At 69.2% G+C, this 26874-nt stretch carries 22 protein-coding genes; 12 read left to right on the forward strand and 10 right to left on the reverse strand.

What is annotated here, in order from left to right:
* Window positions 1–246: 246 nt before the first annotated feature.
* From ACZ5XS_RS43430 to ACZ5XS_RS43440, 3 genes are all read right to left on the reverse strand, one after another.
* Window positions 247–2280 carry a trypsin-like serine peptidase gene (locus tag ACZ5XS_RS43430; protein WP_468660999.1) on the reverse strand — a complete coding sequence of 678 codons (2034 nt, stop codon included), beginning with the start codon at window positions 2278–2280 and terminating at the stop codon, window positions 247–249.
* 1 nt (window position 2281) lies between these two features.
* A complete protein-coding gene (locus tag ACZ5XS_RS43435) occupies window positions 2282–4183 on the reverse strand; it encodes a peroxidase family protein (protein WP_468661001.1) in 1902 nt (633 codons plus the stop codon).
* 323 nt (window positions 4184–4506) lie between these two features.
* Window positions 4507–5370, reverse strand: coding sequence for a leishmanolysin-related zinc metalloendopeptidase (locus tag ACZ5XS_RS43440; RefSeq protein WP_468661003.1), 864 nt, complete (start codon window positions 5368–5370; stop codon window positions 4507–4509).
* Between the two features lie 404 nt (window positions 5371–5774).
* On the opposite strand from ACZ5XS_RS43440, the gene ACZ5XS_RS43445 reads away from it, so the two are divergent.
* Window positions 5775–6632, forward strand: coding sequence for a caspase family protein (locus ACZ5XS_RS43445; RefSeq protein WP_468661005.1), 858 nt, complete (start codon window positions 5775–5777; stop codon window positions 6630–6632).
* 196 nt (window positions 6633–6828) lie between these two features.
* Here ACZ5XS_RS43445 and ACZ5XS_RS43450 read toward each other — a convergent pair whose 3' ends face one another.
* Window positions 6829–7203, reverse strand: a complete 375-nt coding sequence (locus ACZ5XS_RS43450) for a transposase (RefSeq protein ID WP_468661007.1) — start codon at window positions 7201–7203, stop codon at window positions 6829–6831.
* Between the two features lie 516 nt (window positions 7204–7719).
* Between ACZ5XS_RS43450 and ACZ5XS_RS43455 the strand changes: the two genes are divergently transcribed.
* Complete coding sequence (locus ACZ5XS_RS43455) at window positions 7720–9174, forward strand: DUF1996 domain-containing protein (RefSeq protein ID WP_468661009.1); 1455 nt, start codon at window positions 7720–7722, stop codon at window positions 9172–9174.
* Between the two features lie 231 nt (window positions 9175–9405).
* Here ACZ5XS_RS43455 and ACZ5XS_RS43460 read toward each other — a convergent pair whose 3' ends face one another.
* Window positions 9406–10329 carry a hypothetical protein gene (locus ACZ5XS_RS43460; protein ID WP_468661011.1) on the reverse strand — a complete coding sequence of 308 codons (924 nt, stop codon included), beginning with the start codon at window positions 10327–10329 and terminating at the stop codon, window positions 9406–9408.
* Window positions 10330–11267: 938 nt separating this feature from the next.
* Here ACZ5XS_RS43460 and ACZ5XS_RS43465 point away from each other — a divergent pair.
* A complete protein-coding gene (locus ACZ5XS_RS43465; protein WP_468661013.1) occupies window positions 11268–12461 on the forward strand; it encodes a PP2C family protein-serine/threonine phosphatase in 1194 nt (397 codons plus the stop codon).
* A 243-nt stretch (window positions 12462–12704) separates the two neighbouring features.
* Here the strand turns inward: ACZ5XS_RS43465 and ACZ5XS_RS43470 are convergent, their stop codons facing one another.
* Window positions 12705–13070 carry an STAS domain-containing protein gene (locus tag ACZ5XS_RS43470; RefSeq protein WP_468661015.1) on the reverse strand — a complete coding sequence of 122 codons (366 nt, stop codon included), beginning with the start codon at window positions 13068–13070 and terminating at the stop codon, window positions 12705–12707.
* 151 nt (window positions 13071–13221) lie between these two features.
* Here ACZ5XS_RS43470 and ACZ5XS_RS43475 point away from each other — a divergent pair, with 151 nt between their 5' ends.
* Window positions 13222–13728 (forward strand): ATP-binding protein, encoded by a 507-nt coding sequence (locus ACZ5XS_RS43475; RefSeq protein ID WP_468661017.1) that lies wholly within the window; start codon window positions 13222–13224, stop codon window positions 13726–13728.
* A 392-nt stretch (window positions 13729–14120) separates the two neighbouring features.
* Here the strand turns inward: ACZ5XS_RS43475 and ACZ5XS_RS43480 are convergent, their stop codons facing one another.
* Complete coding sequence (locus tag ACZ5XS_RS43480; RefSeq protein ID WP_468661019.1) at window positions 14121–14927, reverse strand: helix-turn-helix domain-containing protein; 807 nt, start codon at window positions 14925–14927, stop codon at window positions 14121–14123.
* 123 nt (window positions 14928–15050) lie between these two features.
* Here ACZ5XS_RS43480 and ACZ5XS_RS43485 point away from each other — a divergent pair, with 123 nt between their 5' ends.
* Together ACZ5XS_RS43485 and ACZ5XS_RS43490 are read left to right on the forward strand one after the other, a co-directional pair.
* Window positions 15051–15905, forward strand: a complete 855-nt coding sequence (locus ACZ5XS_RS43485; protein WP_468661021.1) for an oxidoreductase — start codon at window positions 15051–15053, stop codon at window positions 15903–15905.
* A gap of 5 nt (window positions 15906–15910) precedes the next feature.
* Window positions 15911–16561, forward strand: a complete 651-nt coding sequence (locus tag ACZ5XS_RS43490; RefSeq protein WP_468661035.1) for an SDR family NAD(P)-dependent oxidoreductase — start codon at window positions 15911–15913, stop codon at window positions 16559–16561.
* Window positions 16562–17127: 566 nt separating this feature from the next.
* On the opposite strand, the gene ACZ5XS_RS43495 is transcribed toward ACZ5XS_RS43490, so the two are convergent.
* Entirely contained in the window at window positions 17128–17622 is a 495-nt protein-coding gene (locus ACZ5XS_RS43495; RefSeq protein ID WP_468661023.1) for a GNAT family N-acetyltransferase, read from the reverse strand.
* Between the two features lie 328 nt (window positions 17623–17950).
* On the opposite strand from ACZ5XS_RS43495, the gene ACZ5XS_RS43500 reads away from it, so the two are divergent.
* The 4 genes from ACZ5XS_RS43500 to ACZ5XS_RS43515 all read left to right on the forward strand — a co-directional run bounded on the left by ACZ5XS_RS43500 (window position 17951) and on the right by ACZ5XS_RS43515 (window position 21285).
* A complete protein-coding gene (locus ACZ5XS_RS43500; RefSeq protein WP_468661037.1) occupies window positions 17951–18922 on the forward strand; it encodes a DNA polymerase Y family protein in 972 nt (323 codons plus the stop codon).
* A 416-nt stretch (window positions 18923–19338) separates the two neighbouring features.
* The gene (locus tag ACZ5XS_RS43505) at window positions 19339–19752 is read left to right on the forward strand and encodes an ATP-binding protein (RefSeq protein ID WP_468661025.1); all 414 of its coding nucleotides are present in this window, start codon (window positions 19339–19341) and stop codon (window positions 19750–19752) included.
* Between the two features lie 383 nt (window positions 19753–20135).
* Window positions 20136–20432: a GlsB/YeaQ/YmgE family stress response membrane protein gene (locus ACZ5XS_RS43510; protein WP_468661027.1), complete on the forward strand. Its 297-nt coding sequence runs from the start codon at window positions 20136–20138 to the stop codon at window positions 20430–20432.
* A 649-nt stretch (window positions 20433–21081) separates the two neighbouring features.
* Window positions 21082–21285, forward strand: a complete 204-nt coding sequence (locus ACZ5XS_RS43515; RefSeq protein ID WP_037751662.1) for a cold-shock protein — start codon at window positions 21082–21084, stop codon at window positions 21283–21285.
* A 180-nt stretch (window positions 21286–21465) separates the two neighbouring features.
* Here ACZ5XS_RS43515 and ACZ5XS_RS43520 read toward each other — a convergent pair whose 3' ends face one another.
* Together ACZ5XS_RS43520 and ACZ5XS_RS43525 are read right to left on the reverse strand one after the other, a co-directional pair.
* Window positions 21466–21984 carry an ATP-binding protein gene (locus ACZ5XS_RS43520; protein WP_468661029.1) on the reverse strand — a complete coding sequence of 173 codons (519 nt, stop codon included), beginning with the start codon at window positions 21982–21984 and terminating at the stop codon, window positions 21466–21468.
* A gap of 339 nt (window positions 21985–22323) precedes the next feature.
* A complete protein-coding gene (locus ACZ5XS_RS43525; RefSeq protein WP_468661039.1) occupies window positions 22324–22989 on the reverse strand; it encodes a GAF and ANTAR domain-containing protein in 666 nt (221 codons plus the stop codon).
* Between the two features lie 862 nt (window positions 22990–23851).
* On the opposite strand from ACZ5XS_RS43525, the gene ACZ5XS_RS43530 reads away from it, so the two are divergent.
* Together ACZ5XS_RS43530 and ACZ5XS_RS43535 are read left to right on the forward strand one after the other, a co-directional pair.
* Window positions 23852–24514 carry an HNH endonuclease family protein gene (locus ACZ5XS_RS43530; protein WP_468661031.1) on the forward strand — a complete coding sequence of 221 codons (663 nt, stop codon included), beginning with the start codon at window positions 23852–23854 and terminating at the stop codon, window positions 24512–24514.
* A gap of 762 nt (window positions 24515–25276) precedes the next feature.
* The gene (locus ACZ5XS_RS43535; protein ID WP_468661033.1) at window positions 25277–25630 is read left to right on the forward strand and encodes a hypothetical protein; all 354 of its coding nucleotides are present in this window, start codon (window positions 25277–25279) and stop codon (window positions 25628–25630) included.
* Window positions 25631–26874 lie beyond the last annotated feature (1244 nt).

The raw sequence follows: 26874 nt of genomic DNA on the forward strand, positions 1-26874 counted from the left end.
TACTGAGGTGCTGGACCGGCACCTGCATCACCTGCGGCCACCCCCTCAAAACCCGCAGAACCAGAACGAGAACCTAACGAAGCACTACTAGGCGGTTTCGGGTGGGTCACCGTTCGGCCCGAGGAAGACGCCTCGATGCGGAGTGCGGCCAGGTAGACGGTCGCGTTACTCGTGACGGACGGCACCGCGCCGCAGCCGGTCGCCCTGCTGGTCGGCCGGGACGGGTGCGACCGGCGGCTGACGGGGTCAGCCGCCGAGGTGGCTGCCGATCGACCGGGCGACCTCGGTGTGGGCGAGGTATTCGACGATGCTGTGCGCCCGGTCGCGGGCGTTGATGACGGCGAGGTCGGACAGGCCGTCCGCCCAGTCGTCGCCCAGCGGGCATCCGATGGCCACCGCGTCGGTCGGGCACCAGGCGTTGAGCCAGTCGGCCACGACGTCCGGACGCTTCGGCCCGCCGACGAGCAGCCTGTTGTACACGCTGTCCATGCCGAGGGGGCTGCCCGCCGTGGTCAGATGAACGAGGTTCACTCCGGGGGACAGTCGAGTGGTGAGATCCAGGCCGACGACCGTGCCGAGGCTGTGACTGACGAGCACCACTTCTCCCGCGTCCGGCATGGTCTCGAGTACGCAGTCCAGGACGTCGTCCCTGATGCGCCGGTCGTCGAGGTACGCGGCCACGTCGCGGAAGATCAGGGCGATGGCCCATGCGTCGAGGTCGCTCCTGGCGGCCAGCCAGCTGAGCCGCTTCTGCAGGGCTCCGACCACGTCGCCCAGGCCGAACCGCTCGGTGGCCAACTGGTCCTCCTGGGGCATGTTCCACTTCGTGGCAGCCTCGCCGACGATCTCCTCGTACACCGCCCGGGCGGTGGGGGTGGTGGGGGCGACCACCTCCGCCGCCGTGGCGGTCGGCGCCTCGACGATGCGGGGGACGGCCTCGTGCGCGGTCAGGGCCTGCACCAGTCTGTCGCCGTAGTAGGGGAACCAGACGTCCGCCGGGTCGACCGGGGGCAGCCCGGCGCGGACAAGCCCCTGGTTGAGTCCGCCCGCCCACTCGAGGCGCAGTTTTTCGGGATCCTTGCCTTCTTGGGAGCGACCGTGCAGGAAGACCAGATGCCGTGTGCCGCCGAACGCGCCCTCCCGGGCGCGCAGACCCGCACGTGCTGTCGCCTTCTCGGCGGCCGGGTGCGGCGCTGCGACGGTGGCAGCCGGGACCGCCGTCGGGCCGACGGCGGCCTCCGCGCGGCGCAGCCCGGACTCCGGGCCCATCTCGGCCAGCAGCGCCTGCTGCCGGGAGGTGAGGGACAAGGCGGCGAGGTGCCTCAGGATGGAGCTGATGCGTACGCCCTCGTTGGACACCCAGTCGATGGCGTCGTCGCCGTCACCGGGCCGCCAGACCTGTCCGTCACGGCGCAGGATGCGGCCCTGGTCGTCGGTCCTGGGGACACCGCTGTGGTGGAGCGCGACGACCTCCCACTGGTCGTTGAAGACGGGCGAGCCTGAGTGGCCCGGCTGGGTGTCCGTCATGTAGTGCAGGAAGTCGTCGAGGCGCACCTGGAGCATGTTGTCGCGCAGGGCGATCTCCTTCAGCCGCCCCATCGGATGTCCGATGATGTTGACGGGCTCGCCGATCACCAGCTTTCCCGTCTGGGCGCTGAGCCGATTCCAGCCGAACGTCTCCCCGGGGGGCCGCAGGTCCGGGCCGGGGGACACCAGCACCAGAGCGAAGTCGAGGCGTGGGTCGGCCACGAAGAACTCGTCGGGGTCGAGTTCCAGCCGTGTTGCCGGATGCGGGGTGTTGTCGACGGTGACCTGGGCCTCGAACTCCACGAAGCACTGCCGGGCGGCCTCCGCGTCGGTGAGCACGTGATGGTTGGTCATCAGCAGGCTCGGAGACACCAGGAAGCCGGTGCCGACAGGCAGCTCGCGGCCGTTCTCCCGCACCGAGATCCGGGCGACGGTGCGTGCCGCCCGGGCGCCGCGCGGCAGGAAGCTCCATGCCTGGAGGTCCTTGGACACCCCGAGGATGCGTTCGTAGGCGGCGGTCGCCGCCAGCGGTTCCGCACGGACGGCCTCCACCACCATGGCGGTGGGCACCGCGTGCCGGTCGAGCAGTCGGGCCGCGCGTGCCGCGAGCGCCTCCTGCGAATCCGGAAAGGTGACCCCGGCGTCCTGCTGCCGCTCGACCGCCCGCCGCTCGTCGCCGGTCTCGTCGTACCGCGCGGCGGCTGCCGCGGCCTGGCGCTCCCGGTCCTCGCTCGACCTGTCCGTCGCTGCCATGTCAGGTCACCGTCCTTCCGGCGGTGTGCCACGGCACGAAGGCGTTCGTCAGCCCAGCCAGAGCCGTACGCAGCTCCGGGTGGTGGCGCAGCAGTACCGTGATCATGCTGTTGTCGTCGATCCAGGCCATACCGGCCTTGGAGTACACCTCGGGGGTGTAGTACTCGGTGAAGAAGCGGTCGCTGTTCAGCCGGCGTGAGGCCATCAGGATGAAGATGCGGAACGCCGTGTCGCTGAAGGCGAATCCGGCCGGCAGCCTCTCCGCGTACAGCCCGACCATGAGGTCGACCTTCTCGATGTCGCCGTCGTAGAGCCACTGGATCTGTTCGGCCCACGCACGGTTCTCCGTCAGCTCCAGGAAGTTCGCCGCGGGCTTCAGCCGCAGCAGCCGCCGGAACTCGTTGTAACGGGGGACGCCCAGTTCTCGGGTGCGCAGGATGTCAGTGGCGGCGAGGTCCTGCAGATGACCGTCCGGGCGCTCGAACTCCTGGAGGAACCTGGGGAAGTTGTTCAAGGTGACCAGTCCGGGGTGGAGGGTGCCGAAGCTGTAGAGCAGATCGGCCATCCCGGTGGTCTCCAGGGCCTTCAGCGCCCCGGGGCCCGAGATGTCGCGGAGGGTGCAGTGGCGCAGGGTCGAGTCGTCGGCGGCTGAGCGCAGATGCCACTCGTCCCGGATGAGTGGGTGCATGCGGTAGACGGCCACGAACTCCTCGGTGAGGGAGTACGGGACGCCGTAGTGGTCCGTTTCGCCGCCGGGGATGCCGCTGATGACCTCGCTGTCGCCGAGCCGGCCGAAGAGGTCGTGTACGCGCTCGCCGGCGATGCCCCACCAGTTGGCGCGCAGTGCCTTGACGGTGGTGGGGTGGCTGATCACGGCCGGTGTCCACTCCACGGTGTGGATCTTGGCGAGGAGCGCGGCGTTGACGAGTCGGGCTCGTTGGAAGAGTTCCTCGTCGTTCCAGGTCGGGTACGCGCCGTGCAGGTGGTCGCAGATCGCGTTGTGCTCACGGGCGAACAGGTCGTGCATCATGGCGAGGCCCAGCCAGAAGCCGGGGATGTGCGAGGGATCCCGGGGGCGGTCCCGGGAAGGGTCCCGGAAGCGGTCTCGGGAGGGTTCCCGGGAAGGGGCCGAGGGGAACGGGGATCGCTCGTCGTCCCACAGACACAGCTTGCCCAGTTCGCCCGTGCGCATCAGGCGCTGTTCGGTCTCAGTCGTCCCGTAGATCTGCGACGCGTCCCACCAGTGGGAGGACTCGTTGATCCGGGTGTCGGGTGTCCCGGCGGGTGCCTGCGGGTCGCGGGTCGGGTCGTCCGGTGTCCGCATGATCCGCATGGGGTGTTCCGGCCACGGGTCGTCGTCCATGAGCGGGACTTCCCAGGGCTGTTCCGTGGGGCCGGTCCCGTGGCTGAACCAGTCGCGGACCATGAACTGGAGCCAGGCGGCGACCAGGGAGTTGACCGATTCGGCCGGGATGAGCTCGTCGCGGGTGAGCAGGGCGCGGCTGACCTCACGAGGGTTCGGCGCGGACAGTACGTCCTCGGGTGTGGCCGGGGCGATCCGGTCCAGCGGGATGTTCCGGCCGAAGCGGGTGCCCGCCATGCCCATACGGGGCGCGTCGAGGTCGTTGTGGCTGCCGTCGGGGGTCCGGTTGACCTTGTGGGTCTCGGAGGGGGGTGCGGGATCGGGCAGATCGACCGAGGGCAGGTGGCCGGTGTCGTGCAGGTTCTTCTGCCGGAGCTCGACGCGCAGTCCGAGGAGCGTCAGCAGGCCCGGTATGACGGGCAGTCTGTCCCAGCCGATGCGCCGGTCCACGTACTTGGCACCGGCCGTGACGAACCGCCAGGGCAGTGACGTACGGTATCCGGCTGCGGAACGTCGTGCGGCGCGTCGTTGCTTGCTCATCGCGGTACTCCTTGGACGGTTGCGAGGATCACGTCACTCGCCTTCTCGCTGGTCATGTGGAGGGGAGGGCGGCGAGGAAGTACGACGCGTGGAGGCCGCCGCGCAGGCGACTTGGGCGAGGTCGCCGGGGCCAAGGCAGGCCGCGAGCTGTTCGTGGCCCTGGTCACGGCCAGGGCTCGGCTCGCGCGGAACGGTGGCCGTCGTCGCGCCGTCGGCCTCCTCACCGGCTGCGGGGAAGATGCCGGGCCGCGACTCCTGCGGAGGGCCGCTCTCACTCCCGGCGACGCCAGTCAGCTCCGCCAGCGCGGAAAGCACGCCGTCCGTCAGGGTGTTGTGGCAGGCAGCTGGGTGGGGACGGCGGGCAGCATCATGCCGTCGCCGACCGGCGCCGTGTGCGGTACGAGTCCACCCGACCGGGCGATGCGGAGCAGGTCCGGGAGCGTGTACGGCTCGGCGCCGTCAAGGTCGACCTGGTAGCCCAGGTCGCCGAGGCCCGCTGCGGTCATCCGGCTCAACGGGTTGTTGCTGCCCGAGATGAACGGTGACATGAGTTCGTTGACGAACACTGCTTCTCGCCAGTGGCTCTCCCTGGTCCCCGGCCCGCCGAAGTTGGCGACCGGTACGGGTACCGGCTGCGCCTCCGAGACGAGCGCGGCGAACTCCGCCTGGGCGCGAGGTCCCGTGAAAGTGGGGTTCTGGCCGCCGGCTCCCGTGAGGAGGCCGAAGGGCTTCCACAGGGTTCCGATGCCCAGTACGTGCCCCATTTCGTGGGTGATGACGTCGACGAGCGTGCCGTCCGTCTCCATCTTCGTCAGATCAGCGGAGTCGAACCTCATCACGCCCTTCGCGGGCAGCCCCGCACCGGACTGGGCGCTGCCGTCGCGGAAGTCGGTGGGACCTGCCATGCCCAGGATGCCGCCGGGGCCGTCGATCGTGACGCCTTCCGCCTCGATCAGCAGGTCGTCGATGATGTCGTCGCCGACGACCGCGGTGTCGAGGTCCCCGACGATGACCTTGGCCCAGCGATCGGCCGCTGCTGCGAAGGCGTCCTGCTGATGTGCCGTCAGTCCACCGAGGAAACGGACTTCGATGGTGAACGGTGATGTGGTGCCGGCGATTTCCTTGGCGCGCTGGAAGTCGGCTACCGCTCGATACGTCTTGAAGGTGCCAGTGGTGACTTTGCTCATCACGGATCTCCTCGCTTCACATCCGATGAGAGTCACTCCCTCTCACAGGCTAGGCCGAACGGAGTACCGGCGCGCGTCGAGCCCGTGCCTCCGCCCGACCGGCTGCCCAGTCGGAACGCCCGACCGTCGGCGGATCCGTGACCGTGCTGCGGGGCGGCGCCATACGTTCCCCAGTTGACGCATCCACTGACGGAGTCGGCCACGCCGCAGTGCGTGGTCAACGGGGCGACTGTCGCGGCACGGTTCTCCGCGGGCAGAGGACGCGGAGAAGGACGCGGGCAGAGGCACATGCAAGGAAACGCCACATAAGCAACTCTTCGGTAGTATTGGGCTAAATGGGTGATCATCTCAGGCTCGGGGATCCACTCCGGACGCATCCCGTCCGCAGGGAAGGAGGCCATCCCATGGCCCATGGCATGTCACTCCACATCGGACTCAACCGCGTAGACCCCGCCAAGTACGGAGGGTGGGACGGCAAGCTCAACGCGTGCGAGAACGACGCCCGCGACATGGAGCAGATCGCCAGGGACGCCGGCTTCGACGACCGCACGATGCTGCTCGCGGCGGACGCGACGGTCGACAACGTGACCGCCGAGCTCCGCAAGGCGGCGAGGGTCCTGACGTCCGGCGACATCCTGCTCCTCACCTACTCGGGCCACGGCGGCCAGGTGCCCGACAGGAACGGGCCCGAGGACGAGCCCGACCGCCTCGACGAGACCCTGGTCCTCTACGACCGCGAGTTCATCGACGACGAGCTCTACAAGGAGTTCGAGGCGTTCGCCGAAGGGGTCCGCATCTCTGCCTACTTCGACTGCTGTCACAGCGAAACAGCCGTCAGGGCGGTGCGGAGTCTCCTCACCTCGGACGCGATGGAGGAGCAGTACCAGACCCGCGACCCGGACCAGATCGAGGTCACTTCCCGGATCATGCCGCCGGACACACAGCGCGAGGCGTACGACCGGGACAAGACCCTCTATGACACGATCCAGCGCAATCTGCAGCCGAAGGACACCCTCGACCTACCGGCGAGCGTCCTGCTCATCTCCGCCTGCGCGGACAACCAGCTGGCCGCCGACGGCTGGGAGAACGGGCTCTTCACCGGAACACTCCGCGAGGTCTGGAGCGAAGGGAAGTTCACCGGCGGACACAAGTCGTTCCACCGCGAAATCCTCCGCAGGATGCCGCCCAACCAGAGCCCGGGCCTGTTCGTCACCGGTCAGGCCGACGACTCGTTCCTGCGGCAGCGGCCCTTCACCGTATAGAGAAGCCCGCAACAACGTGCGGGCCCGCGCCGCACGGGAGTTCCACGCAACGGGAAAGGGCTCGCCGTTCCCGCGCTCGCCCCTGGCGCTGAGGGACCCGCTCACCTCCGTTCAGCACGGGCCTGCGTGAGCCGAGTGCGCTGCAGCACCGTCCACTTCGCAGGAACGCCGGAAGCGCCGTCGGTCATGGTTCCGCTCAGGCGGACCTCGTGGGGTGCAGGTCGGGCAGCGGCCGGCCGATGCGAGACAGGTCCAGCATCACGCTCCGACTGCGTCGTAAGACGACGACGGCTGCGCGGGTCTGGGCCTGTTCTTCGACCGTGAAGTCACCGAGACCGGCCCTGACTCGGTCGATCAGGCGACCCGCCCGACACATCTCCTTCGGGGAGGGCGTGGCCTCGCCGCGCGCCAAGTCGTCGGGGGCGAACGCCGACACCAGCCGGTCCCGGGTGCGCGGCAGGCCGGCCGGATGCGCCTGTCGATCAGGCAGGTAGGAGACGCCGGTGCGGAAATGGCCGCAGCCCCGCGGCGGAACCGGATGGGGCAGCAACTCTGCCCGCCGGCCGCACATTCGAAGGTTCCTGGGCGGGACGCCGTAAGGGGACGCTGACCTCCCCGATCGACCGCCGTACGTGTTCGCAGTCCCGCAGCGGCGACGTCGGCGGAAGGCGCGGGCACGGGCCACACGGTCGAGGAGGCACTCGCTGACCGGCTGGTCGCCGCCCAATGGTCCGCCCCGGGCGCCTGTTTGAAGACCACCTCACTCGCACCGGGCTCCGCCACTGGCCCTCAAACGGTGGAGAAACGCTGCCTCACCCACCGCCGCCATCGGTCCGGGCGACCTGCCGCCCGTCCTCGACCCCGCCGACCTTCCGGCCGTGAGCGTGGCGACGACAGCCAGTGAACCCGTCACCACAGCTGGAAGCCGGTCCCGGCCCGGATTGGGTTCTCCTGCACCCTTTTGCGGATGGATGAAGCTACGAACTTGAGAATTCGCTGAGTATTCGACGCTGACATTCGTATCTGAGGACGCGCTTCACCCACGCCGGAAGTCCTGCCGGCTCCGGAGATGTCCTTGAGAGGCCTGATGAGACGCAATACGCGAAAGAGATCGAAGACTGCCCGCCGGGCGGTAGGCGCGGCGGCCGCACTGGCCGTAGGGGCCGGTGGGCTGGTGGCGGTCAACATCTATGCCTCGGCCGATGAATCCGGCGCGTCGAAGGGCTCTGTCCAGAACCAGGTGCTCGCGGCCGGCACCTCCACCATCGACTGCCCCGACGTAGGCCAGAAGCTGACATCAGTGCCTGCCCAGGCGAAGGCGCAGGTCGACAGGGAACTGGCACTCCTCGACAAGCAGATATCCGAGGCATACCAGCGCCTTTCCACCTCCCAGAAGGCGATTCAGCAGGACCCCAACTTCGCTCAGAACGCGATCGTGGGTCCGCTGAAGGACAAGCGAAAGGCGACGATCGACCGTATCGCCATCGCCATCGGCCGTGTGGCAGCCAAGCCGCAGGGCCTGGACACGTTGGCGGCCTGCACGCTGCGCGCCACCGGCGGCCAGCCCAACGCCGGTCAGGGCGGCAACAACCAGGGCGGCAACAACACCAATGCCGGTGGGACCGGCAACGGCCCCGTCGCCGCCGACTTCGTGGACATCACCAAGGTGAAGGCCAATGTGCGTACGCCGGCCAAGTCGGCGAAGGCTTCCAAGGGTGTCTTCGTCACCAAGTGCGGGGTGAACGCCAACAAGCTGTACAACAGCGACAACGTCATCGTCGCGCCCGGTGTCACCAACGGCGCACACCACTTCCACGACTACGTCGGCAACCAGGACAACGACGCCTTCTCGAGCGACCAGGACTTCGTCAAGGCCGGGACCAGCTGCCAGAACAAGGGCGACAAGTCGTCCTACTACTGGCCGGTGCTGCGCCTGCAGGACGGCACCAAGGAGTTCGACGCCGACAAGCAGGGCGGCGGCCTCGAGGGCAACACGGGCCGGATTCTGACGGCCAAGAAGGCCACCTTGGACTTCGTGGGCAGCCCCCGCGGAAAGGTGGTGGCGATGCCCAAGTTCCTGCGCATCATCACAGGTGACGCCAAGGCGTTCGTCAACGGCACCGCCAACGCCAACGCCTCCTGGAGCTGCACCGGCTTCGAGAACAAAGTCCAGTTGAAGGACAAGTACCCCCTCTGCCCCTCAGGCAGCGATGTCGTGCGCACCTTCAAGTTCCAGAGCTGCTGGGACGGAAGGAACATCGACAGCGCCAACCACCGTACGCACGTGGCGTTCGCTGACGCCAACGGCAACTGCGCGACCGGCTTCAAGGCCATTCCGCAGTTGGTCCAGCGTCTGGTGTACGACGTGGACGCGCCCAGCCTCAAGGACAACGGCAAGACCCGTCCGTTCTTCTCGTTGGACAGCTTCCCCGAACAGCAGCACAAGCCGGTCACCGACCACGGTGACTTCATCAACGTCTTCGACGCGAAGCTGATGAACAAGGCGGTCCAGTGCATCAACACCGGACGTAAGTGCAGCTGAGTCCGAGTACCGAGCGGTGGGCGTCGCGCTGACGACGCCCACCGCCATGAACAACTTGCCGGTGGGAGCGATCCCCAACGGGGCAAGTCTCCGGTCCTGGCCGGCAGTTGCGGGGATGGCGTCCCGAGCGGGGGGCTGAGTCCGCGGTGCACGGTCAGCCAGGCAGGAGCGCCCCTCGCTGCCCTGCGATGACGGGGACGTTCCGCGACTGCTCGGTGATCTTGGCCGGGTTCATGATGTCGTCACCGGGCGACGTACGCTGCTGCGCAGCTGCTCGATGGCATCCAGGACCGGGGGCCGGTGGGAGTGGCTGCGTTCGTATTCCTCGATCGCCGTCAGGTCCGACGGGGACAGCGGGCGCAGCTGCTGCTTGATCTCGTCGACGCTGAGCTGGCTGAAGCGGGCGATCGGGAGCTCCTCCTCCCGGGCCACCGCACCCCGCACACCTTCGGCCATGCGGGTCGGCTCGGGCATCTCCCGCGCCGCGCCCTCGGCCGCATCCCTGACCCGCCGCCCGCCGCTCTGGGCGACATCCTTCACCCGGTCGGCGGCCGTCCGAAATGTGCGGGCCGCCGTGTCGGCCAGGCCGCCGCCGTTCTCCCGGACGAATCCGTTGGACGCGGCCGCCACGGCCCGGGCGTGATAGGCGACGCTGTCCTCCAGCCTTTCGAGCAGTTCCTCGTCCTCGCGGCGCAGTGCCGCGAGCAGGTCGGCGGTGCCCTGGTCATGGACCGCTTCCGCGATGCTCTGGCCGGCCCTGCAGGCCGCCAGCGCCCGGGCTGTGACCGCGTACTCGTCCTCGGCGTTGCTCAGCTGCCGTCGCTCGTCGGCAGGACGCCCGCCGCGCAGGATGTCCGTCACGAGCGTGGACCCGATGGTCAGCGGCAGCATGATGGTCCGCACGGCGCCGCGCGAGATGAACCGCGCCATGTCGACGCCGTCCTCGACCAGCCCGCCGCGGGGCCGCAGCTCGCGCACATGGTGCTCGATTCGCTGGAGCTGGCCCTGGACGTCGGCCACCTGGCCTTCGAGCATCTGCCGGTACGGGCCGGGCGGCATGATGGCAACATCCGCCCTGAACCGGGCGGCGACGGCCTCATGCGCCTCACGGGCATCCTCCAACGCCGGTACGAGCGCGTCCGTCACTACTGTCATCGGTGTGCTCCTGGGGGTCAGGCGGCCGGTCCAGCCGGCCGCGCAAGGGGATACAGCTGCCCATCGGCCACTCCCGCGGCCGGGCCACCGGGGTCCATCCTCTGGGACCCCGGACAAGATCGCCGGGAGGCTGGGCCCGTTCGCGTCCGTACGGCTGTCACCGGCTCGGTCGCCTCATCCCCTGGTCGCCTGCTGCCCCTGGTGAAAGCATCGCAACAGGCAGGATGAACGCCTCGTCCGGAGGGGGGACGGTCTGGGCTGAAAGGGTGGTGACGGCCGTTGTGCTGTGTCGAAAATCCTGATCACGCGTTGGTCCGGGCGTGAATCCTCACGTGGACGACGCTCCGCCGTACGCAGCACCGCTCGGGCTGACCGGCTCCCAGTCCGAGCGGGACGACCTGGGCGCCGACGCCGAGCCTGACGGCGCTTGGAGCCGGGCCGTGATGGTCTGCTGCTCGGCGGTCCTGGTTGCGGCTGCTGTGGTACTTGCCGTTGCGGACCGTCTCGCTTGAAGAGCTGCAGAGACGCGTGGTCCGGGCGCCTCGGACGGCCCGGGCCATGACCGCGGTGGCGGCCGGGTCCGATGCGGTCGTAGGCCTGCGCGACCAGTCGGCCGAGGCGAACGCCTCTTCGCCGGCAGACAGCGGTGACGCTGCCCCCTGACCCGGGCCGGTGAGTGGACTCCGAGACATGGGTTGGCAAGTGCCGGGCGCAGGGCGACCGGCCGCCCCGTGGCGTCTTCGCCTCCAGTGCCTTGCCGAGACCAACGCGCCCTGTGTGCGACGAGTTGTGAGCGCGGATCCGGGTTCTGGCGAGTCCGAGGCGGTCCGAGCCCCGTACCTCTCTCTGGCTCGCCGTCCTGACCAGGCATTTTCGGCACACCAGGTGATGTTGCGGAGACTCGGGGAAGAAGTTGCGGCATCCGATGGGAGGTTGTCGTGCAGGGTGGAGATCTGGAACTGGGTGAATTGCTGGCCGCTGCGGAGGCGGCGCCGCCCGGTGAATCTGTCGATGTGGTGGCACACGACCTGCAAAAGCGATTCGGTGCGGAGCGTGTGTCGTTTCTGTTCGTCGACCTCATCGGTCAGCGGCTGGTACGGCTGGCCGCGACCGGCGGCGATGTCGCGGACCATGTCGGGCCGATCGACCTGCAGGGAAGCGTCTACGACGGTGTTCTGCAGAGCCAGCACCAGCATGTGGCACCGGACGGCCAGGGCGGACGGCGCGTCATCACGCCGGTCACCAACCGCGGCGACTGCATCGGCGTCCTCGAGTTGACCCTGCAGTCCGCCGACGACACCGTGCTCCGGCAGGTCCGCGACGCGGCACACGCCCTTGCCTACATCATCGTCACGGACCGCCGCTTCACGGATCTGTACCACCTGGGCCGACGCACCACCGAGACCAGCCTGGCCGCGGAGATCCAGCACCAACTGCTTCCCTCGGCCCCCTGCTGCGAGGCGGCCCAGTTCACCCTCGCCGCCGGGCTGATTCCGGCTGACGACATCGGTGGCGACACCTACGACTACACCGTCGATCACGACACCCTGCACCTGTCCATCACCGACGCCATGGGCCACGACACGAACTCCGCCCTGCTGGCCACCTTGCTGGTCGGCGCGTTGCGGCGGGCACGCCGCAGCGGCTGTGACGCCCTCAAGCAGGCCCACCAGGCCCACGAGGCCCTGCTGAGCCACAGCCGCGGCCTCGCCACCGGACAGTTGCTGTGCGTCGACCTCGGAACGGGCCTCTGCGAACTGGTCAACGCCGGCCATCCTCGGCCACTGCGGATGCGTGACGGCGCCGTCGAAGAGGTCAAACTGGCCGTCAACCTGCCGTTCGGCGTGGCAGCGTCCGCTTCCTACCGCGTACAGGAACTGCAACTGCGTCCCGGCGACCGTCTGATCCTGCTCACCGACGGGATGCAGGAGCGCGACGCCGCGGCCGTCGACCTGGCCTCGATCGTTCACGACACCCGGGCGCAGCATCCAAGAGAAGCGGTCCGAAGTCTGACCGCCGCGGTGTTGGATGCCTGCCATGGCAACCTCCAGGACGACGCCACGGTTCTGATAGTGGACTGGCACGGCAACCGTCGCTCATCGGCCGAAACCAGACCGGACCCGCAGCAATGAGCCGCAGCGGCTTTCAGGTCGGCCCAGGCTGCCGCAACCAGGTGGTTCACCTGGGCCGGCCTTGCTTCCGGCCGCCAACAGGCCGCGGACAAGAGGTGCATCATCGTCACGCTCCTCCTTCGACCACCACTCCTGCGGCGGGGCAGGGCAGCCGGGCGCTCGGGCAGGATGGCCCGAGCGCCGAGGTCACCGGGCGGCCGAGTGGCAGCGCTGGGCCGCCGACATCGCGGGGTGTGAAGTGGGTCAGGCCGCAAGGGCCCGCTCGACGTTGGGATGGCAGGGGATGACCTCATCCAGGCCGACGAGTTGCAGGACCCGCAGCACCGATCCCTGGGCACCGGCAATGCGCAGCCATCCCTGAGTGTCACTCACCGCCTGGTAGGCGGCGACGAAGACGTTGATGCCGCTGGAGTCCATGAACGTCACGCCGCTGAGGTCCACCACGGTCCGCTGCGGCGTCGCGCCGCCGTCAGGCAGCAGGGCCTCGCTGAGCACATCCTTGACGGTGTGGTCGATCTCGCCACGCAGAGTGACCACCCGGATGCCATGGACGGTGGAGTGGTCGACCGACAGCCGGCCGGACCGGGCTGCTCCGTGGGTGTCTGTCACCGTTTCCTCGACTGCGCTCGCTGGGAGGGGCTCGGGCCCCGACGGTATTGCGTCGACAGCCTGCCCCGATGGTACGGCGAACAATCGTTCGGTACCTTTTCCGGGAGTTCCAAGGGGCATGGAAGGCATGGTGCCGGGTACGCGCGGCCGTGTGAACGGGGGAACAAAGGTGGACCCGGCGGAATCGATTCCCGAGGGCGAGGACAGTGTGGCACCAGGTGCCCATCCGGTACAGGACACCGTCGCCCTGGACGGTGATGGGCACGTCATTGCTGAGGCACGCCACCGCGCGGCGGACTTCCTCACCCGTGTCCAGGCCGAGCACGGCATCCCGGTGTCCGCCCGCGCGATAGACCTGACCCAACTGGTGGTCAGCGAACTCGTCACCAACGCGCGCAAGTACGCTCCCGGGCCGGTGCTGATGGAGCTGCGCATTTCCTGCGCCGTGGTGGAAGTGGTCGTGTGGGACAGCGACCCGGTCCTGCCGGTGGCCCGGGCGGCTGATGCGGGCAGAGTCGGGCAGCACGGCCTGGAGATCGTCATGGCCGTCGCCCAGGGCTTCGAGGTTCAGCGGGAGCCGGTCGGCAAGCGCATCACCGCCCGCATCTCCCTGCCCGATGATCCCGGCGGGGACATCGGCGGACGCCGCCCGCAGTAGCAGCCGGCGCCCAACCTCGGCACCCCGCCTTTCCGGCCTGCCGTGAAGCGGGGTGCACGCTGCGGGCGATGTCGGAGGAGGAGAGGCCGGGACACGCACGGTCACGCGTGCGGGATGCAGGAAGGCGGGGGTTTGCGGCGCACCTTGCCGATCGCTGGATCTTCTCCCGATCCTCATTTCCCCCGCGTTGTCGCGTCCACCAGTTCCGTGGTGACGCATGCCTTGTCCGTGGTTGGTGCCCGCTCCGGCCCGAACTGCCCAGACCTCCGGCCGGTTCGGCTCCACCACGGCGAGGAACGCGCCTCGCGTCCATGCCCTTGCACCGGACCTCAGTCGTCAGACTGTTGCGTGATCGACCAGGCCGGACTGCTTCTCGTTGTCGGCCGGCCTGCTCAGGCAAGGCTGCGCAGTGCCTCGTCGTCCGTGCTGCCGGGCTGCGGGAAGTACACGTACAGGACGTGGCCCTCGGGCCCGGCGAGCGCGAAGGTCTCGAAACTGAGGCTGAGGACACCGAGACCATCGACGGCGAGTCGTTTCTCACCCATCACGCGTTCGTACACGTCATGGGAGTCCCACAGGGCGCGAAATGGTTCGCTGCGCTCGCGCATGCTCGCCACGAAGCCGTCGAGTTCGGTGCGGCGAGTGGCCGCAGTGGCGCGCAGACCTGCGACGGATTGCAGGGTGATCTCGTCCCAGTCGGGATAGACCTCCTGTGCGCGCGGGTCGAGGAAGGTGAACTCGATCAGGTTGCTCCCCGGGGTCCATGCCGGGTTGACCCGGGCGGCGAGCGCGGTGCCGGCCAGCACGTCGCGGCTGGGTGTGACGACGAACGCGGGAAGGTCAACCCAACGCTCCAGCAAGTGCAACACCCCGGGCCGCACAGTGTGGGCAGGGATGGCGTCGATGTCGGCCGGGGTGAGCGACGGCATGGCCAGGGACCCCAGGTAGGCCCGCTCGGTGTCGTCCAGGCGCAGAACACGAGCCAGGGCTTCGAGGACCTCGCGGGAGGGATGCCGGTCGCGGCCCTGCTCGATCCGGGCGTAGTAGGAGGGGCTGACCCCGGCGAGCAGCGCCAACTCCTCGCGGCGCAGCCCCTTGACCCGCCGTCGCGTGTTGTCGACGACGCCGGCGGAGGCAGCGTCGATCTTCTCCCTGCGACTGCGGAGGAAGGAACCGAGCTGATTGTCGTCAGGTGCCATCCCGAGGGACTTTACCGCTAGGCAGAGGCCGGCCCGCTGTTGGGCCACTCGTGAAGCTGACCCTGCGAGAGCCCCCCTCAAGGGGGTGTGGCTCGTCAGCTGACTTCCTGTTGCCATGGAGGCATGGCAAACGAAACGAGCGAAACGTCTGTATGGCTGATCACCGGGTGCTCCAGCGGTCTGGGCCGCGCCCTGGCCGAGCACGCCCTTGAGCGAGGCGACCGGGTGGCTGTCACCGCCCGCAACCGCACGTCCGTGACTGATCTCGCCGCCAGGTACGGCGACCGCGCGCTGGCTCTCCGGCTGGACGTGACCGACCCCGAGTCGGTGGCCGCGGCCGTCCAGGCGTGCGAGGCAGAGTTCGGGCGCATCGACGTCCTGGTCAACAACGCCGGATACGGCTATCTGACCGCCATCGAAGAGGGCGAGGACAGGGAGGTCCGCGCCCTGTACGACACCAACGTGCACGGCGTGGTGACCGTCCTCAAGGCCGTGCTCCCCGGCATGCGGGCCCGCCGCTCGGGCAGCATCGTCAACATCTCCTCCTTCGGCGGCCTGGCCGCCTTCCCCGCGACCGGCTACTACCACGCCACGAAGTTCGCGCTGGAGGGCCTGTCCGAGTCGCTGGCCGCGGAACTCGCACCACTCGGCATCAAGGTGACGATCGCGGAGCCCGGCGGCCTGCGCACCCAGTGGGCGGGGGCGTCGATGCAGCAGTCCCCGACCCGCCTGGACGACTACGAGCAGACCGCCGGCAAACGCCGCGAGGCCACGCTGGGCGTGTCCGGCCGCCAGCCCGGCGACCCGGTACGGGCTGCCGCAGCCATCGCCGCGGCCGTGGACGCCGACACGCCGCCACTGCGGCTGCTGCTCGGCTCCGACGCGCTCGCCGGAGCACGCGCCCGCCTGGACCGGATGCGGGGCGAGATCGATGCCAACGAAGCACTGACCAAGAGCGTGGACCTGGAGGCGGTGTGAGCGGCATGGGCGCGTTCGTCGTCATCGGCGCCGGGCCCGGCCTGGGCGCCGCGGCGGCCCGTCGGTTCGGGCGCGAAGGACATCCGGTCGGGCTGATCGCACGCAGCGCCGAACGCCTGCAAACGATGGCCGCCGACCTGAAGTCCGAGGGCCTGACGACAGCAGTCGAAGCCGCAGACGTCACCGACGAGCAGGCCCTCGCAGCGGCGCTCGGCGCTCTGCGCGAGCGGCTCGGTCCCATCGAGGTGGTGCTGTTCAGCCCGCGGCCGAGTCTCGCGTGGATCAAGCCCGTACTCGACACCGGTCCGCCGGACATGGAAAGCGCACTGGCACTGAGCGTCGTCGCCGCCGCGGCGGCCGTCCGCACGGTCGTGCCGGACATGCGCCGCCGACGACACGGCACTCTCCTGTTCACCACCGGCGGCGCCGCCGTCGAACCACATCGCGACCGCGCGGTGTCGGGAATCGCCTACGCGGCCGAGTCGGCTTACGTGCGTTTGCTCCACGAGGCGCTCGCCGACGATGGCGTGCACGCCGCGCAGCTCACGGTTGTCGGCCCGATCGGGCCCGGCGCCGGACACGAACCGGACGGGGTGGCCCAGGAATTGTGGCAGCTCCACACCACACGGGACCAGCCACTGCTCATCCTGCGCTGACACTCTCTCTGGCTGAGTCTGACCGGGTGACCGGGTGAGTCCACACGGCACACGGCACACGGCACGCGGCACCCGAGCACATGGCACCCGGCACTCCGTGTCCGGGACGACGGAGTTGGGACCGGCGCCGGCCTACGACCTGTTCGGGCGCCGGTAATGCGACGGCACTGGGAAGCAGCCCCTCGGACGGTTGCGGGCGAGGCCGATGCGAAGGGACTGCTCACCTGGACTTCAGCGCGGGTTCCGACGACGCCCGGCCTCACCAGCATGCTGCCGGGCCCGTGCGGAGGGCCGAGCGGGAGAAGCCGTCGGGCGTCACCGACACCCAGACAGACGCCCACGGCCCGGGGCGCTCGCGCGGCGGCGGTGGCCACGCAGGTGCACTTGGCGGTTGAGCAGGGTCAGAAGCCGTTGCCGCTGATGGTCACTGCTGGTCCCGCCTCGCCAGACAGCGGCAAGGCGGCCCGCAGTTCCAGGCGGCCCCGGGGGCCATCCGGATGCCCCGCCTCACCTGGACCGGCCGCGCACCCGGCCGGACGATGTCCGGGCTGACAAGTCGTGACCACTCACACGGGGCGCTCCATGCACACCAGTTGCTCCCGTTTCTCCCATGACTCGGCGACGGTGAAGCCGAGCCGCTCGTACAGGGCGATGGCACCTGACCGCCACTTCCACACCGACAGCCGTACCGCGCTGACACCGGTTTCCGCGGAATGTGCAAGCGCGGCGCTGACCAGGCCGGACGCGATGCCCCGACCTCGGAAGGCCGGGTCTGTCCAGAGCCTCTTGATTTCCGACCGCCCGCCGACGGGGGCGGTCACCACCAGGCAGCCCACGGCTGTTTCGCCACTCAGAGCGATCAGTACGACATCGTCGGCGAACGCGGCCCGCGGGTCCAAGATTTCTGCCCTATAGCGGTCCGGGAGCCCATCCGTACCGGCAACGGCCTCGCCCTTCTCGGCCTCGGTCCGCAGATGGTAGGCCGCCAACAAATCACCCAACCGGTCCACTGGAAGACCCCGATCTGGCCAGCGGACGATGGCAACCTCTCGATCCGTCATCACGCCAGCATCACACGACCCCGATCAGACACCGAACGAGCTCGTTGATCGGCTCTGGAGCAGAGGCGCCTGGTGCCGATGCCGAATTCGACGATCCGCTCCGGTGGCTTGGGCCGGCTGTGGCGGCCGTGCTCTGCCTAGGCCTTCGGCTTCCGGACGGCTGCGATCTTGCGGCCGACACGCGCCAGCCGCATGGCGTGCCCCCGTGCAGTGCCCGCAGTGCTGATGATCAGCCCACACCCTCGCGTGTTCGATTTATCGTTCGATATTGTGGGGGTGGGAGGTGGATGCCGTGACGGCGGAGGCATCAGCAGGTCAGAGCACGGTGATGTACGTGCGCTGTTGCCCGGATCGGGTACCGGAGGAGGTGTACCGGCAGGTTCTGGAGTTGTTGGGGGAGCTGTCCCCGGTCGTGCAGGCCCTGCCGCCCACTGCTGCCCTGGTGGAGCTGAAGGGTGCCCTGCGCTACCACGGCGCGGATGCCCGTCGGCTGGGGGAGGTGCTGCGGGTGCGCACCCTTTCCCGCCTCGGAGTCGACGTCCGGATCGGCATCGGGCCGTCCATCACGGTCGCGGCGACCGCCTCAGGCCGGATCGGCGCGCCAGGTGGCGTACTCGCCGTCGCTCCGAAGCAGGTCACCGACTGGTTGGGTCCGCTGCCCGTAGAGGCTCTGCACGGCATCGGTGTCCGTCAGGCGGCGGTGCTGCGTGACTACGGCATCCACTGCGTCGGCCTGCTCGCCGCCCTCCCGGCCGCCACGGTGCAGCGTCTGCTGGGCGGGTGCGCCGGCCGCCTGGCTGCCGACCGGGCCCGGGGCGTAGACCCGCGACCCGTCGTCCCGCGTACGCTGCCCGCCGCTGCGACCGTCCGCCGCGCCTTCGACCGGCAGGTCCTGGACGGCGCCGAAGTCCGCGCCGCCCTGCTCGCTCTCGTGGTCCGCCTCGGGCTCCTGCTGCGCCGGCGCGAACAGGTGGCCCGTGGGCTGACGCTGAACCTGAGGTTCGCCGGCGGTACGTCGTGGGAGAAGACCCGCCGCCTGCCCGAGCCGTCCGCGCACGACGACGATCTGCGCCTTGTCGCCTACCAGTTGATGGATGCCGCCGGTCTGCAGCGCGGCCGACTGACCGCGCTGGCCTTGAAGGGGGAGGACCTGGTCGATGCCGACCGGGTCGCCCAGCAGATCAGCTTCGACGACGCCCGCGAAGACCGACTGGTGGCCGAGGCGGCCATCGACCGTATCCGCGACAAGTTCGGCCCCGGCGTCATCGGCCCCGCCACCGTCTTCCGCCGCGCTTCCTGACCCGACCGGTGCGCTGTGCACGGAGGTGAGGCACGTGCTGCTGGAATCGCGGGCCTGAAGGGTGGCCGGCAATTGCCGCGGCCCTCCGCGCAGACGGTCGCCGACGCCGTTGTTCCGGCGCGGCACCTCGCCGGGCCGTCCGTGTAGTAAGCGCACAGGCGCCGCGTACGCATGACGATGTACCTGCTGATGGTCAGGGCCGTCAGCCGTGCCCGAGACCGCCGCGGCGGTCTCGGGCAGCACTTGGCGATGCCTGTCCCGGAAAAGGTTGGGGAGAACTGGTAACGCTGTGGGTGTGCGGTGCGGACCGGTGGCACCTTTCGTGACCAATGCCGGCCAGTGGCTGATTCCCGGGGTTATCCGATCTGTCCAGGGCAGTCGGGCGGTGTCTGAGTGCCGAGCTGCTGGAGATCGTGATGGTGCATTCACCCACGGAAGGCCGCGACCCTGTCGATGACGGCCGTTTGTGGACGGCTGAGCAGGCCAGGGACGTGACCCGTGGCTTCTTGCTCGTGGCCGCGCCGGAGGGCGGGAGCGGCGCGGAGTCAGTGCTGCTGGTGGTGTCCGAGCTGGTCACCAATGCGTTGCGACATGCCAACGGGGTGACCGAGCTGAGGCTGGAAGCCGGGCTGGGTGCGGTAACAGTGGCGGTGCACGACGCCAGCACGGCCCCGCCGCAACCCGTTCCCTGGGACGCCGGCGAGCCGGGCGGGTTCGGCTGGCCCCTTGTGCAGGACCTGTCGGACGACGTCCAGGTCCACGTCCATATGGCTGGAAAGGCGGTGATGGCGATCGTGCCGTGCCCCACCGCCGTCCTGGCGCAAGGCTGACGGTCGGGGCCGGACGCCTCGGGCCGTCGGGCTCGTTCAGCCGGTGCCGGTAGCCGCCGCCTGGGCTCCGGCGCCGGCGAACCGGTAGGACACCTTCGCGGTCGCGATGATGTTGCCGTGATCCCCGCGTGTGAATGCGTACCTTTCGGCAGGTCATCGAGTGCACCGCAGGTACGGTGCGAGACCTCCCGATTTACGGTCGCTTCCAAGGCTTCGAAGCACGTAGCGACTCGGTTCGCATCTGGGGACCTAGGGTCCCGGCCGGAGGAGCGCCCGATGACCTGTCCCGGTCTGACCGCGGCGGGATGCCATAGGACCGCAGTTTGGCTCGGTGTTCCTTGGAAACACGTCCGGCGAACCGAAAACAAGGGAGAAGCTCTGCTATGGGCATCATCGCGTGGATAGTTATCGGTCTGCTCGCCGGCGCCATTGCCAAGGCGCTCATGCCGGGCAAGGACCCGGGCGGAATCATTGTCACCATGCTCATCGGTATCGCCGGAGGTCTGCTCGGTGGCTTCCTCGGCAAGGTGCTCTTCGGAGTCGATTCGATCGACGGCTTCTTCGAGCTGTCTACCTGGATCGCGGCCATCGTCGGTTCCGTGATCCTCCTCGCGCTGTACCGACTGTTCACCAACCGGGGTCACGGGCGTGGACATCGGCGTGGGCACGTCCACGCCTGACACCCCGGACAGCCGGGTGCCGGCACGATGAGGCGAAGTACGCGAGTGCCCCCGTCTTCAGGCGGGGGGACTCGCGTGCGTTGTGCACCGGGCTGTGGCACTCCACTTGTGAGTAACTCGGCAGCCTCAAACCGCACTTGTTCCCGCCGGACCCGCCGCTGCGTGGTCAGGCCGCCCGGGTCGGGGACGCCGTATGACACCGGGACACATCCACCAGCGAGATCACGTCACCCCTGGACGGAAGACCTCAGTAGCTGGGGAGCGCTGATTCAGTCCTCGATGTACAGCTACCGCCCGGAAATCCGGCGGCGTACGGGAGGCTCCCGAGCGCCGCTTTTCAGACAACCGACGGGCACAGGCGGGTGCTCCCGGCAGTCGCGGACAGGTGGTGAACCACTGCACTGCACGCAGCGATGGGGCGCTGCCTGTACGGCCGGATCCAGGGCGAGGCAACGCAACACCGCTGTTTGAGAGGGCTTACGCACTGGTGACCGGCGCATCCGCCCTGTAGCGTCGTCCGCAGATGTCGTGGTTCGCAGCTCCTGCCCGCGCATAGGCGCGGGCGTCTTGCTGTGCAGTACCCGAGGACCAAGACGACCACCTCCGGGTACGCGCGGTGCGGACCCGTCAACAGATGAAAGGCATCGGCATGGCCAGCGGAACCGTCAAGTGGTTCAACGCCGAAAAGGGCTTCGGTTTCATTGCGCAGGACGGCGGGGGTCCCGACGTCTTCGCGCACTACTCCAACATCAACGCCAGCGGCTTCCGGGAGCTTCAGGAAGGCCAGGCCGTGACCTTCGACATCACTCAAGGCCAGAAGGGCCCGCAGGCGGAGAACATCACTCCCGCCTGACATCGCCCACGGCCGGCACGGTGCTCGAGGCGGCGCTCCCGCCCGGGTGCCGTGCCGGCTCTGCGGACCCCATCACCAGCTGCGCAGCGGCAGTTGAGGGGTACGAACCGTCGTACGAGCACAACTCCGGTGGGCGAGCGAACCGCGGTCGCAAAGCCGCCATGCTGCGAACCTTGCGTCTCATGGCGTCTGCGGTGTTCCGCCGAGGGAAGCGGACAGGACGCTCCTGCTCCCAGCGGTGGTCTCGGTGGGTGCCACTCTGAGGTGCGCGGTGATCTGTTTTCCCCGGGTACGGGGTGCGACGACGACCCGCTCGCTGACCGCATGCACGAGGCGTAGTCCATGACCGCCCACGCGGTGCCGGTCGCCGTTCCTGACGATCGGCTCTTCGGTTGAGGTGTCCCACACGGTGATCGTCAGTGCTTCACCGGACAGTTGCACGACCAGCCCGCAGGGGCCCGGGGCATGCCGGATGGCATTGGTGACCAGTTCGCTGACGGTGAGTTCGGCGTCCTGTACGAGAGGGGCCGGGACAGGGTTGCAGCCGGTATGCGAGGCGTGGGCGAGGAAGGCGCGCAGGGCGTGGCGCGCGTCGACGGCGCGGGCCGCACCATCGGCCCACACCGCGCTGCAGCGCAGCCTGGCGTCCTCGTCCATGCCCTGCTCATCTGCCGCCTGCTTCATAAGCGGGATGACCATGTGCGTTCTTTCGTCGTGGTCGCCGCTCCGGGCGGCTTTCGGTCGTGCGTATACCCGGGCACCGGCCGCGCACACCATGCACAGGCTCCCCGCTCCGCTATTCGCGTGTGCCGCGGCGGCGTGCACGAAAAACTGAGCCGGAGCGGCGTACAGCCTCCGGCCTCGCCGTGAGGGTCGCTCCTCTCGCCTGGCTGCTCAAGGCAAGACCCTGGCGAAGGCAGCCTCATGGCTGGGCCAGGCAGCGGGGCTCTCGCGTTCGTTCACAGCCGGACCGGCGAGCGGCTGCGCGTGTGCAGCGCGACAGTGGGTCACGGCCCGAGGAAGACGCCAAGGCTGTCGTCAGGCTGGTTCGGTGCCTTCTGCCCGGACTCGCTGGGCGACGTCGCGCAGCTTGATGTTGTGATGCTGGGAGATGCTGCGCAGCACGTTGAAGGCGTCGTCTTCGCTGAGCTGGTGGCGTTCCCTGAGGATGCCCATGGCCTCACCGACGGCGTGGCGAGTCTCCATGGCGTGTTCCAGCTGGTCGATGGTGCGGGCGCTGGCCAACGCGACGGCGGCATGCGAGGCGAGCAGCCAGCCGGCGGTCTCGATGTCCTTGCCGAAGGCTCCGGGGCGGCGGGAATAGAGGTTCAGCGCGCCGAAGTCCTCGTTGTCGGTGTAGAGCAGGACGCCGGTCATGCTTCCTACGCCCAGCTTGCGCACCTCAGTGGCGAACCGCTGCCAGGTCGGCTGGGGCCGGCTCATGTCCGCGATCCGGTACACGCGCTCGTCGTCCGTGCGGCGGGCAAGATCGAAGCACGGACCCTCGCCCAGCTCACCCTGCAGGCGGTCGGACTCCCGGACCATGTCCCCGCTGGCGGCCAGCGTCACGGCGCGGCCCTTGCGCACCGCCAGGATCCCGGCCGCGTCGCAGCCGTCCACCAGCCTCACCGCGGCCGCCGAAATCGCATCCAACGTCGCCTGGACCGAGTCCTGGGCCAGCAGATCCCGCGCCAGCACAGCCATCTGCTCGGCGTACTCACGCCACTCCACAGCCACCACCCACCTCGATCACGGTCCAGCCACAGTACCGCCAGGTCTGCACGTTGCGACCGACCGTCGCCACCCGGCGGCGCGGGCGCCCGGGGGTTCCCGGCGTGCGTATGTCGTGGCGCGCAGGTCAAGCTTCTCGGAGGCCGGTCGGCCATCACCCGTGGGGCAGGGGCGGCGCCGGCACGAAGAAGTCAGGGGCGCACGGCTGGGCGAGCGGACGCCGGCCCGGCCGGAGGCAGGCTCGCGGTTGCGCGTCGGCCGCGGCCCGGCGCGCCGCCGTCACGAGAGTGCGTACGACGGGACACCGCCTGGACCGCTCGCTGCCGGCCACCGTGGATCGGATGGCCGCTCATGCGGTGAAGCCCATCGAGGGGCGTGATGGCCCCGGCAGGCCCGCCCGCCGCAATCGCCGTCGAACCGGAGGAACGGTAATGCCCGGCGTTCAACGACTGTGCCTTCTCGTGGTCGGTGGCAGGCCGCCGATTCTTCCGCCGTCCTGTGTGGGCACGATGAGCGCATGACCTGAGAGTGGAAATCGCCGCCGTGTCAGTGGGACGAGGACTGAGGTTGCATACGGTGCACTGGGCTGACCACCGGCTGCCATCGGATGACCGTAGACGTCAAAGCGGGCAGGCCACATCTCAGGTTCCACCGTGCAACCGAGGGAGCGCGCATCCCCAGCACGTCGAGGGCGCTAATTCCTGGAGGCTTCGCTCACCGTCAACCACGGTTGACCGGCGCCACGCTGACGCATCGTTTCTGCCTACGGCCGGCCGGGTGACCCCGTGCGCGCCTCGCCGCCCCGGGTGCCACCGGGCCACTATTTCTGCTCAGCGTGATCGCACATCTGACACGTGTCGCCGCCGTATCGGCCGCTACTGCCTGCCTCCTCTCCCTGCCCGAAGCGACGGCTCCCGCCGCGGAAGCGCTGCCGCTCGACAAGGCCATTGCAGCCATCCCACAGGCCGCCGAGTCCCACACGGGTTACAGCCGGGCGAAGTTCGCTCATTGGAACGCGGGCGCCACACCAGACGACGGATGTGACACCCGCAATGAAGTCCTCGTGGCCGAAGCGGTCAGCGCACCGACGGTTGAGGCGGGGTGCAGGCTGGAGGGCGGCACATGGTGGTCCTACTACGACGCCAGGGAGCTCGGGACCGCCGCCGGCCTGGACGTGGAACACATGGTTCCGCTGGCCGAGGCATGGGAGTCGGACGCTTCCCAGTGGACCGCCGCCCGTCGCGAGGCGTACGCCAACGATCTCGGTGACGCCCGTGCTCTGGTCGCCGTCTCGGCGGCGTCCCACCGCAGCAAGGGCGAGCAGGACCCCGCCCAGTGGCTGCCGCCCAACGCCCAGGCGACCTGCCGCTACGTCATCGAGTGGACGGCCGTGAAACTGCGGTGGAAGCTCACCGCGGACACCGAGGAGCGCGAGTCCCTCACCCGCCTCGCCGAAGGCTGCTCCGGCGCGACGGTCACGTACACCCCGGCCCCCTGAAGGCCCTGGCCGCTGTCGGTGGTGAGTTCTCCGGCATCTGGCGTGGCGGCGGAGAAGGGATACCGAAGCAGTCCTCGGTGGAGTCCTGATGCGCTCCGCGACCGGTCCGGGTCGTGCGGTTGACCCGATGCGAGAAGCCCCGGCTGGACGGGGGAGGCCAGCCGGGGCCGCACGCGGTGACATGCGGAGGGCGGTCGCCTCGCGGCGAAAGGCTCCGTGGGGCTTCAGCCGAACGATCTTCCCCACGGGCGGGGGGTGAGGCCCGGGGACACTGTCCCCTCCGCAGCCACGTATAGGTGAACGGGCAACCAACTCCGGTTGTTCCTTGCCCCTCCCGGCAGCCACTGTGAGCTCGGACACGCCCCTTGACGCGGGCAGTTGGGGAAGTCGGCGATGAACACGGCGAACCTGTCGGGGGAGGGCAGGCGGAGGCCGAGGTCTTCGGCCTTCCCCCGCTCGGATCCAACGGTGTCTCCGGCGTCGACCAGGCTGATCCTCCTCGAGATGCTGGAGGAAGAGCGCGCTGACCGTTCGATGAGCTCGTTCTTTCTGGTGTCCGAGCGGGGAGGCCGGGGCGCTGAGCCGGGGGAAGACGTCGTCCTGGTGCCGGAACCAGGATCCGGGTGCGGCGGGTTGGTGTGATGGGCGGTTGAGCTGCCGATGCGGCCTTCCGTGTGGTGTGGGCCTGGTCCTGCAACCGGGCTGTGCGCGGACCGAGTCTCGGCATGCAGAACCGCATACCCCTCACGCGAGGAGATCCTTGTGACTGCCCCAGTCTTCGAGTCCGGCACTTTCGAGCCCGCCGCGGCGCAGGCCTTCTTCGACCCGTACTCCTGTGACCAGCCCGGTACCCCGTGCTGGGAGACGGCTTTGCAGTCCACGGAGGACGACTACCTGCTGCCGCCCCCGAATCCCGCCCAGCGCCTCGGCATCGCGGTCGGCCCGCGTGACCGAAGGCGGCTGGACCTGCACGCCGCGCTCACCACGGCCGGCGTCCCGCCCCAGTTCGCGGACCGGGAAGCCATCGACCAGCTCAGCGCCCTGCCCGACAGCATCAACACCACGATCCAGCGCTGGATCCACCACACCACACAGGCCTGGTCCGCCACCCATTAGGCCAACGGCCGCACGCGGCACGGCGCCGTTGCCTTCATGCTCCTTCACCTCGCCTCTTGAGCGGCACCTTCGGGGGAGGGCCGACCGGTCGAGGTTGGTGTGTCCCTTCTGGCGGTCACGATCTGGGCGTCGCCTGCGCCCGCACGCGGCCGATTCCGGCGCTTCGGCCCCGCCCCGGGACATCAGCTCGGCAGCCGCGGTGGGCGGACGACGGCGGCAGGGCATGACCGGCTGAGACATGTCCTGGCGCATCACCTGGATGGCCGCGCCTACCCGGGATCTGACGGGGGCACCGGACCTGCACGTGCCCGGGGTGCCAACTCCCCGAGGGATTCCGGATGCGTATGTGGGCGGGTGCCGCGGCCATCCCCGAGTCGGCTCCGGCGCCCGCCCTGCCTGCACCCGCCGGCCTTCCGGCTGATCATTGCCTGGCAGACTCACAACATGCACATGCGCCGTCCGCTGGGTACAGGTCCCAGCACCACTGAGGAGCAGTCTTCAATCGGCGACGCACGCGGCCGTACGGCCGCGGAGCGGGCCGCCGACGAGTCGCTCGCACCGGCCCACGAGGACGAGGTGCTGCAGGCGCCGCCAGGCCGCCGCCCGCTGGGCACAGGTGGTGCCCGCTCCTCCGTATCACTCTCCATGTCCGAGGGCCGGTCCGGGGAACGCCCGCGGGCGCGCGGGACCGACGCGGGGTGACGGGCGGCCCGGTGTCGAGCGCTCGGCACTGACCGCCCGTCAACTCAGTCGGTTCGCGTCGCTGCATCCCGGAATCTGTGAGCGGCTGCCCGACGCGGGCGTGCCGGACCGACGCGGGCGGGCAGGACTGAGTGGACTTGGCCGCAGGGCGTCTGAGCGTGGCCGACCGGGATGACCACCCTCCCGCTTCTGGCTCCGCCTCGCCGCCCTGGCCACAAACGCCGTGCGTGTTCACCACCACCACCGGCTCCGGCGGCGCCTTGACCGTCTGCCTCGACCTTCCCCACGACGAAGCCACCATCCCGGCAGACGCGGTCAAGGAGGCCGTCGCGACATCTGCCTCCCGCTCGCCCGGTCTTCCTGGGATTGCGGTCGGCTCTGTCTGGTGTTCGTCCTTCCTCCGTCACTGTTCGGATCGGGGCTGATTATCTCGTCGTCGGGCGCGCGGAAATCTGTGGTGGCTGGAGTAGACATTGGGTGGTGGTGTGGTTATGGTTGCTCTCGTAGCTCAGAGAGACAGCAGGGCCTGGCAGACACGAACT

It is taken from the genome of Streptomyces sp. NPDC033131 (genome assembly GCF_055578365.1).